The following is a 6858-nucleotide window of genomic DNA, read 5'->3' on the forward strand; positions in this document are numbered from 1 at the left end:
GGGGACGCGGTGGATTTTCACGCCGCGACCGTGCTTCTTGATCTGCATCACACCCAGACCGAGGCCTATTTGCAGGGGTTGTCCGCACGAGTGCCGTCGGTGTTCGTGATCATGCGGAATCGGCCCAATGCTGATGTAGAGCGCGCGCCTTATGAGGTGGTGCTGGTCACGGCCTCGCCTTTTGAGGCTCAGGATTATGCCGACAACGGCGATGACATCGTGGAAAAAGTGCCGATGCCCGAGGGGCTGGTGGCGCTCGTCCGCGATTTTGTCGAGGCGCATCATCAGGAAGAGGCATTTCAGAAGCGCCGCCGCGACAAGCGGGACGAAGGCGCGTCGCAAGACGGGATCGGGGATGCGCGGATCGTGCAGGCGCGCGACGTCTTTGCCACGCCCGAGCGGATGCGCCGGGGGAGGCTGAATTGAGCCGGGGGGGCGATTTCTGGTCCCGCCGCAAGGCGCGGGTCGAGGCGGAGGCGCGCGAGGAGGCGCGTCTGGAGGAAGAGCGCGCGCTTGCGGCCCGAGACGCCGAGCTTGAGGAAAAGACCGACGCGGAACTCTGTGAGGAACTGGGCCTGCCTGACCCGGATGCCTTGCAAATGGGCGATGATTTTCGCGCCTTTATGGACAAGGCCGTGCCCGAGCGGTTGCGGCGGCGGGCGCTGCGGCGGCTCTGGGTCAGCAATCCAGTTCTGGCCAATCTCGATGGGCTGGTCGATTACGCTGACGATTTCACCGATGCGGCTATGGTGGTGCCGGATATGAAGACGACGTATCAGGTCGGCAAGGGCATGCTGGTGCATGTGCAGGAAATGGCACGTCAGGCCGAGGCACTGGCCAAGGGGCCTGAGATGCCGGAGGTGCCCGAGGTCGAGGCGGTGTCTGACGCTTTGGTGGAAGACCCCGAAGCCGCAGAGGCTGAAATGGCACCCGAACGCGCGTCCTCGGTCGCCGAACCCGAGACAATGACAGCGGAAGACGATGCGCCGCTGCCGCCGCGCCGCAGGATGCGGTTTCAATTTGACGATCAGTCTGGAGTATCCGCATGACCCAATCCGAGGCGCTGATGACTCAAGAGACGGCGTTGCCAGAGATTGCCGCAGAGGACGCGCTGCGCGCTGATCTCTATGATTTTCTCGCGGCCATTTTGGCCCGCCCGCCGGGCGAGGCGCTGTTGGCGCAGACCGCCGCGCTGAGCGGCGATGCCACGCGATTGGGCGAGGCCGTGACCGCCTTGGCCCGTGTGGCTGGGGTGAGCAAACCCGCCGGTGTCGAGCGCGAGTTCAACGCGCTCTTCATCGGGTTGGGACGGGGCGAGTTGCTGCCCTATGCGAGCTATTACCTCACCGGGTTTCTCAATGAGAAGCCCTTGGCGGGGCTGCGCCGCGACATGGCCGCTCGCGGCATGACCCGCGCGCAGAATGTTTACGAGCCTGAGGACAATATCGCCTCGCTGATGGAGATGATGGCCGGGCTCATTCGGGGGCGTTTCGGCAAGCCTGCGACACTGGGCGATCAACAGGCGTTCTTTGGCAAGCATATCGGCCCTTGGGCCGGGCATTTTTTCACGGATTTGGAGGCTGCGAACAGTTCGGTTCTCTATGCCTCGGTCGGCGCAGTCGGTCGGGTGTTCATGGAGATCGAGGCGCAGGGCTTTCGAATGAGCGGGGCGTAAGCCCGTATCGCAACCGGCGGAGCGATCCGTCACAACGAGGGGAGGGAACCTTCATGACCCGGAAGAACGAGGCTGGCAGCAGCCGCCGTGATTTCCTCAAACTGGCCGCCACCGGCGCGCCCGCTGTCGCGGTCGCAACCATGGTCACGGCTGGCGAGGCGCAGGCCGCAGAGCCTGACCTGACATCGGACCGGATGCAGGACACCGCGCATACCCGCGCCTATTTCGAGAGTGCCCGCTTCTAGGATCGGACGCCCGTCAACACTGGCGCAAGGCATAATGCCCGCAACGTCAGGGACAATCGCAGTACCCAGCCCAAGAGGGCCCAGGGAGGAGAGAGAAACATGTTGAGGAAAAAGACCAACGGGGTTGCACGTCGCCCCCAGCGGACCAGTATCCTGTCCGAGGTCGCCGGAACCTCGGTTGACCGTCGCGCGTTCCTGCGCGGCAGCGGACTGGCCATCGGTGGCCTGGCCGCAATTGGTGCCATGGGGGGCACCGTGACCCGCGCCAACGCACAGAGTGCGGCCACGGCAGCGGTACAGACGGTGAAATCCGTCTGCACCCATTGCTCGGTCGGTTGCACGGTCGTGGCCGAGGTGCAGAATGGTGTCTGGACGGGGCAGGAGCCCGGTTGGGACAGCCCGTTCAATCTGGGCGCGCATTGCGCCAAAGGGGCCGCCGTGCGCGAGCATGCCCATGGCGAGCGTCGTCTCAAATACCCGATGAAGAAAGAGGGTGGAGAGTGGAAACGCATCAGCTGGGAGCAGGCGATCAACGAGATCGGCGACGGCATGATGAAGATCCGCGAAGAGAGCGGTCCGGATTCCGTCTATTGGCTGGGGTCTGCCAAGCATAACAACGAACAATCCTATCTCTTCCGCAAGTTCGCGGCCTATTGGGGCACGAACAACATCGACCACCAGGCGCGGATCTGTCACTCGACCACCGTTGCGGGTGTTGCGAACACATGGGGCTACGGCGCCATGACCAACAGCTACAACGACATGCACAAATCCAAGGCGATCTTTATCATCGGGGGCAACCCCGCCGAGGCGCACCCGGTCAGCCTGTTGCATATCCTAAAGGCCAAGGAAGAGAACAACGCACCGCTGATCGTGTGCGACCCGCGGTTCACCCGCACGGCGGCGCATGCCGACGAATATGTGCGGTTCCGCCCCGGTTCGGACGTGGCGCTGGTCTGGGGTATCCTGTGGCACATTTTCGAGAATGGCTGGGAGGACAAGGAATTCATCCGCACCCGCGTCTGGGGGATGGAGCAGATCAAGGACGAGGTGAAAAAGTGGACACCTGAAGAGGTGGAGCGCGTCACCGGCACGCCGGGCGACCAACTCCGCCGGGTGGCACGGACACTGGCCAACAACCGTCCGGGCACCGTTGTGTGGTGCATGGGTGGCACGCAGCACAGCACGGGCAACAACAATGTGCGCGCCTATTGCATCCTGCAACTTGCGCTGGGCAACATGGGCACGGCAGGCGGCGGGACCAATATTTTCCGTGGCCATGACAACGTGCAGGGTGCCACGGACTTTGGCGTTCTGGCGGATTCGCTTCCCGGCTATTACGGTCTGGCGGAAGGGTCATGGGCCCATTGGGCGCGCGTCTGGGAAGAGGAACTTGACTGGCTCAAGGGCCGCTTTGCTGACGTCACAATCGGCGAAACCAAGATCATGAACCTCAGCGGGATCACCGTCAGCCGCTGGATCGACGGGGTGCTCGAAGACAAGGAGAACATGGATCAGCCCGACAACGTGCGGGCCATGGTTCTCTGGGGGCATGCGCCCAACAGCCAGACGCGCGGCAAGGAAATGAAAACCGCCATGGAAAAGCTGGATATGCTGGTCGTGGTCGATCCGTTCCCGACGGTCTCTGCCGTCATGAACGACCGCACCGATGGCGTGTATCTGCTGCCGGCCACGACGCAATTCGAGACGCGCGGTTCTGTGACCGCCTCGAACCGGTCGCTTCAGTGGCGTGACAAGGTCATGGAACCGCTCTTTGAGTCGAAGGTGGACCATGAGATCATGGCGCTCTTTGCCCAGAAATTCGGTTTCCATGACCGGATGTTCCGGAACATCGCGATTGAAGAGAATGGCGAGCCCAACATCGAAGACATCACCCGCGAGTTCAACCGCGGCATGTGGACGATCGGCTATACCGGCCAATCCCCGGAACGGCTCAAACTGCATATGGCCAACCAGCACACCTTTGACCGCACCACGTTGCGCGCCAAGGGCGGCCCGGCCGATGGCGATTACTACGGTCTGCCGTGGCCCTGCTGGGGCACGGCCGAGATGAACCATCCCGGCACCGCCAATCTCTACGATATGTCGATGCCGGTCTCCAAAGGGGGTCTGACCTTCCGTGCCCGTTTCGGTGTGGAGCGCGAAGGCGAGAACCTCTTGGCAGAGGGTGTCTATTCGGCGGGGTCCGAAATTCAGGACGGCTATCCGGAATTCACCATGCAGATGCTGATGGATCTGGGCTGGGATGGCGATCTGACCGCCGAAGAGCGCGCCGCAATCGACGCGGTGGGCGGTCCTGCGGCCAACTGGAAAACCGACCTCTCGGGCGGGATTCAGCGGGTGGCGATCAAGCACGAATGTGCGCCCTTTGGCAACGCCAAGGCGCGGGCGGTCGTGTGGACCTTCCCCGATCCGGTGCCGTTGCATCGCGAACCTCTCTACACGAACCGTCGTGATCTGGTGGCGGATTATCCGACCTACGAGGACCGCAAGGCCTGGCGTCTGCCGACCATGTATGCCTCGATCCAGAAGAATGACTTCTCTCAGGATTATCCGATCATCCTCACTTCCGGCCGTCTGGTCGAATATGAGGGCGGCGGCGACGAGACACGGTCCAACCCGTGGCTGGCCGAGTTGCAGCAGGATATGTTCGTCGAAATCAACCCGCGCGATGCCAACAACATCGGCGTGCGGGACGGCGCACAGGTCTGGGTCGAAGGTCCGGAGGGTGGCAAGGTCAAGGTCATGGCAATGGTGACAGAGCGGGTGGCAGAAGGCGTGGCCTTCATGCCGTTCCACTTTGGGGGCCATTTCGAGGGCAAGGATCTGAGGGCGAATTACCCGGCTGGTTCCGACCCCTATGTCTTGGGCGAGAGCACGAACACCGCTCAGACCTATGGCTACGACTCGGTCACGCAGATGCAGGAGACCAAAGCGACTCTCTGCAAGATCATGCCAGCGTAAGGAGGAAAGAGAATGGCAAGAGCAAAGTTTCTCTGCGACGCCGAGCGCTGCATCGAATGCAACGCCTGTGTCACGGCCTGTAAGAACGAGCACGAGGTGCCGTGGGGGATCAACCGCCGCAAGGTGGTGACGATCAACGACGGCAGTCCGGGTGAACGCTCGATCTCGGTGGCCTGCATGCACTGTTCGGATGCGCCCTGTATGGCGGTCTGCCCGGTGGATTGCTTCTACCAGAACGAGGAGGGCATCGTGTTGCACTCCAAGGATCTGTGCATCGGTTGCGGCTATTGCTTCTATGCGTGCCCGTTCGGTGCGCCGCAATTCCCGCAGGCGGGCAATTTCGGCAGCCGGGGCAAGATGGACAAGTGCACCTTCTGTGCCGGTGGTCCCGAAGAGAACCACTCGGAGGCCGAGTTCCAGAAGTATGGGCGCAACCGGATCGCCGAGGGCAAGCTGCCCATCTGCGCCGAAATGTGCTCGACCAAGGCGCTGTTGGCAGGGGATGGTGACGTTGTGTCAGCCATCTACCGCGAGCGCGTCGTGGCCCGTGGTTTCGGCTCGGGCGCTTGGGGCTGGGGCTCTGCCTACGGCCAGCAGAGCGGCGGCTGATCGCGCTGATGCCGGTGCCGGAGGTCGCACAGACCTTCGGCATCGGCCCTAACGCAATCGGAAACTTCAAAAGTTTCCGTTCCGATTTCTTTTGAAGAACTCGGGCAAACCTGACTTAGATCGAGGACATCATGCGCGCATTTCTCAGCTTGGCTTTGTGTTTTCTGCTCGCACTGCCCGCCATGGCGCAGGACACGCCGACGACCTCTGCGCCCGACCGCTCTGCCACAGGCGGCGCGCAAACGCTGGAGGATATTCTGGCCCGGCAGCGTGGCGAAACGGTCGCCCCCAAGAGCGGCGATGCCGCCTCGGGCGGGGACGATGCTGCAGGCATGGCGGGACAATTGGGCACTCTGGGTGGGGCATCCGATGCCGAAGTGTGGCGCGCGCTGCGCTATGGGCTGGATGATGTGAAGGTCTCTACCGGGGGACCGGAGGCGCGCGTTCTCATTCAAGACGGCGGCATGACCTGGCTCGAATTCCGCAAGGGACCGCTGACCACATATGGCGCATGGCTGCTGGGGGGCACGTTGGCGCTCTTGGCGCTGTTTTACCTCATTCGAGGCAAGATCCGGATCGACGGGGCCAAGACAGGCCGCACCGTCACGCGATTTCAGGCGGTTGAGCGGTTTGGCCATTGGCTGATGGCGGGCTCGTTCGTGGTGCTGGCGATCACCGGGCTGGTGGTGCTCTTTGGCCGGATGGTGGTGATCCCGCTCTTGGGGCACGAGGCGTTCTCGACCATCGCGGTGGGGTCGAAATGGGTGCATAACAACATCTCTTGGGCCTTTATGCTCGGTCTCGTGATGGTGTTCTTCATGTGGGTGCTGCACAACATCCCCAACCGGACAGACCTGAAATGGCTGGCGGTGGGTGGCGGGATTTTCAGCAAGGGCGTGCATCCGCCTGCCAAGAAATTCAACGCCGGGCAAAAGATGATCTTTTGGGCGGTGATCGTGTTTGGCGCGTCGATTTCGGCCTCGGGGCTGTCGCTGCTCTTTCCGTTCGAATTGCCGATGTTCGCCAAGACCTTTGCCATCCTCAATCAGACCGGGTTGCCGCAGGCGGTGGGCTTTGGCGAATTGCCGGTGATGCTGGCCCCGCATGAGGAAATGCAACTGGCGACGCTCTGGCATTCGATCATGGCTTTTGTGCTGACCGCGATTATTCTGGCGCATATCTATATCGGCTCGGTCGGCATGGAAGGTGCGTTTGACGCCATGGGGTCTGGTGAGGTCGAAGAGCAATGGGCGCGCGAGCATCATGGTCTGTGGCTCAAGGAGTTGCAGGAGAAAGGCCACGCGCCTGATCATGGCAAGGCCGCGCATCCTGCGGAGTAACCAT

General features: G+C 62.3%; 7 protein-coding genes. All 7 read left to right on the top strand.

Annotation, left to right across the window (positions count from 1 at the left end; genetic code table 11):
- Positions 1-426, top strand: a 426-nt coding sequence (locus KBT70_RS05725; protein WP_296629634.1) for a DUF3305 domain-containing protein, incomplete at its 5' end; no start/stop codon positions are given.
- Positions 423-1049: a DUF3306 domain-containing protein gene (locus KBT70_RS05730; protein WP_296629635.1), complete on the top strand. Its 627-nt coding sequence runs from the start codon at positions 423-425 to the stop codon at positions 1047-1049. The genes KBT70_RS05725 and KBT70_RS05730, both read left to right, overlap by 4 nt.
- Entirely contained in the window at positions 1046-1675 is a 630-nt protein-coding gene (locus KBT70_RS05735; RefSeq protein WP_296629637.1) for a molecular chaperone TorD family protein, read from the top strand. Before KBT70_RS05730 ends, KBT70_RS05735 begins: the two co-directional genes overlap by 4 nt.
- A 53-nt stretch (positions 1676-1728) precedes the next feature.
- Positions 1729-1920 carry a ubiquinol-cytochrome c reductase iron-sulfur subunit N-terminal domain-containing protein gene (locus tag KBT70_RS05740; RefSeq protein ID WP_296629640.1) on the top strand — a complete coding sequence of 64 codons (192 nt, stop codon included), beginning with the start codon at positions 1729-1731 and terminating at the stop codon, positions 1918-1920.
- Positions 1921-2019: 99 nt separating this feature from the next.
- Positions 2020-4905 carry a formate dehydrogenase subunit alpha gene (locus KBT70_RS05745; RefSeq protein ID WP_296629643.1) on the top strand — a complete coding sequence of 962 codons (2886 nt, stop codon included), beginning with the start codon at positions 2020-2022 and terminating at the stop codon, positions 4903-4905.
- A gap of 12 nt (positions 4906-4917) precedes the next feature.
- Entirely contained in the window at positions 4918-5514 is a 597-nt protein-coding gene (fdh3B, locus tag KBT70_RS05750; RefSeq protein WP_008279844.1) for a formate dehydrogenase FDH3 subunit beta, read from the top strand.
- A 131-nt stretch (positions 5515-5645) separates the two neighbouring features.
- On the top strand, positions 5646-6854 hold the full coding sequence (locus tag KBT70_RS05755) for a formate dehydrogenase subunit gamma (RefSeq protein ID WP_296629644.1): 1209 nt from the start codon (positions 5646-5648) through the stop codon (positions 6852-6854).
- The last annotated feature ends 4 nt before the right edge of the window (positions 6855-6858 follow it).

Source organism: Roseovarius sp., from assembly GCF_018066915.1.
In the GTDB taxonomy this organism is placed as follows: Bacteria; Pseudomonadota; Alphaproteobacteria; order Rhodobacterales; family Rhodobacteraceae; genus Roseovarius.

What these genes read in the sequence shown, in the direction of transcription:
- KBT70_RS05735 (WP_296629637.1), top strand. Translation starts at nt 1,046, where the DNA reads ATGACCCAATCCGAGGCGCTGATGACTCAAGAGACGGCGTTGCCAGAG.
- KBT70_RS05740 (WP_296629640.1), top strand. Translation starts at nt 1,729, where the DNA reads ATGACCCGGAAGAACGAGGCTGGCAGCAGCCGCCGTGATTTCCTCAAA.
- KBT70_RS05745 (WP_296629643.1), top strand. Translation starts at nt 2,020, where the DNA reads ATGTTGAGGAAAAAGACCAACGGGGTTGCACGTCGCCCCCAGCGGACC.
- fdh3B (WP_008279844.1), top strand. Translation starts at nt 4,918, where the DNA reads ATGGCAAGAGCAAAGTTTCTCTGCGACGCCGAGCGCTGCATCGAATGC.
- KBT70_RS05755 (WP_296629644.1), top strand. Translation starts at nt 5,646, where the DNA reads ATGCGCGCATTTCTCAGCTTGGCTTTGTGTTTTCTGCTCGCACTGCCC.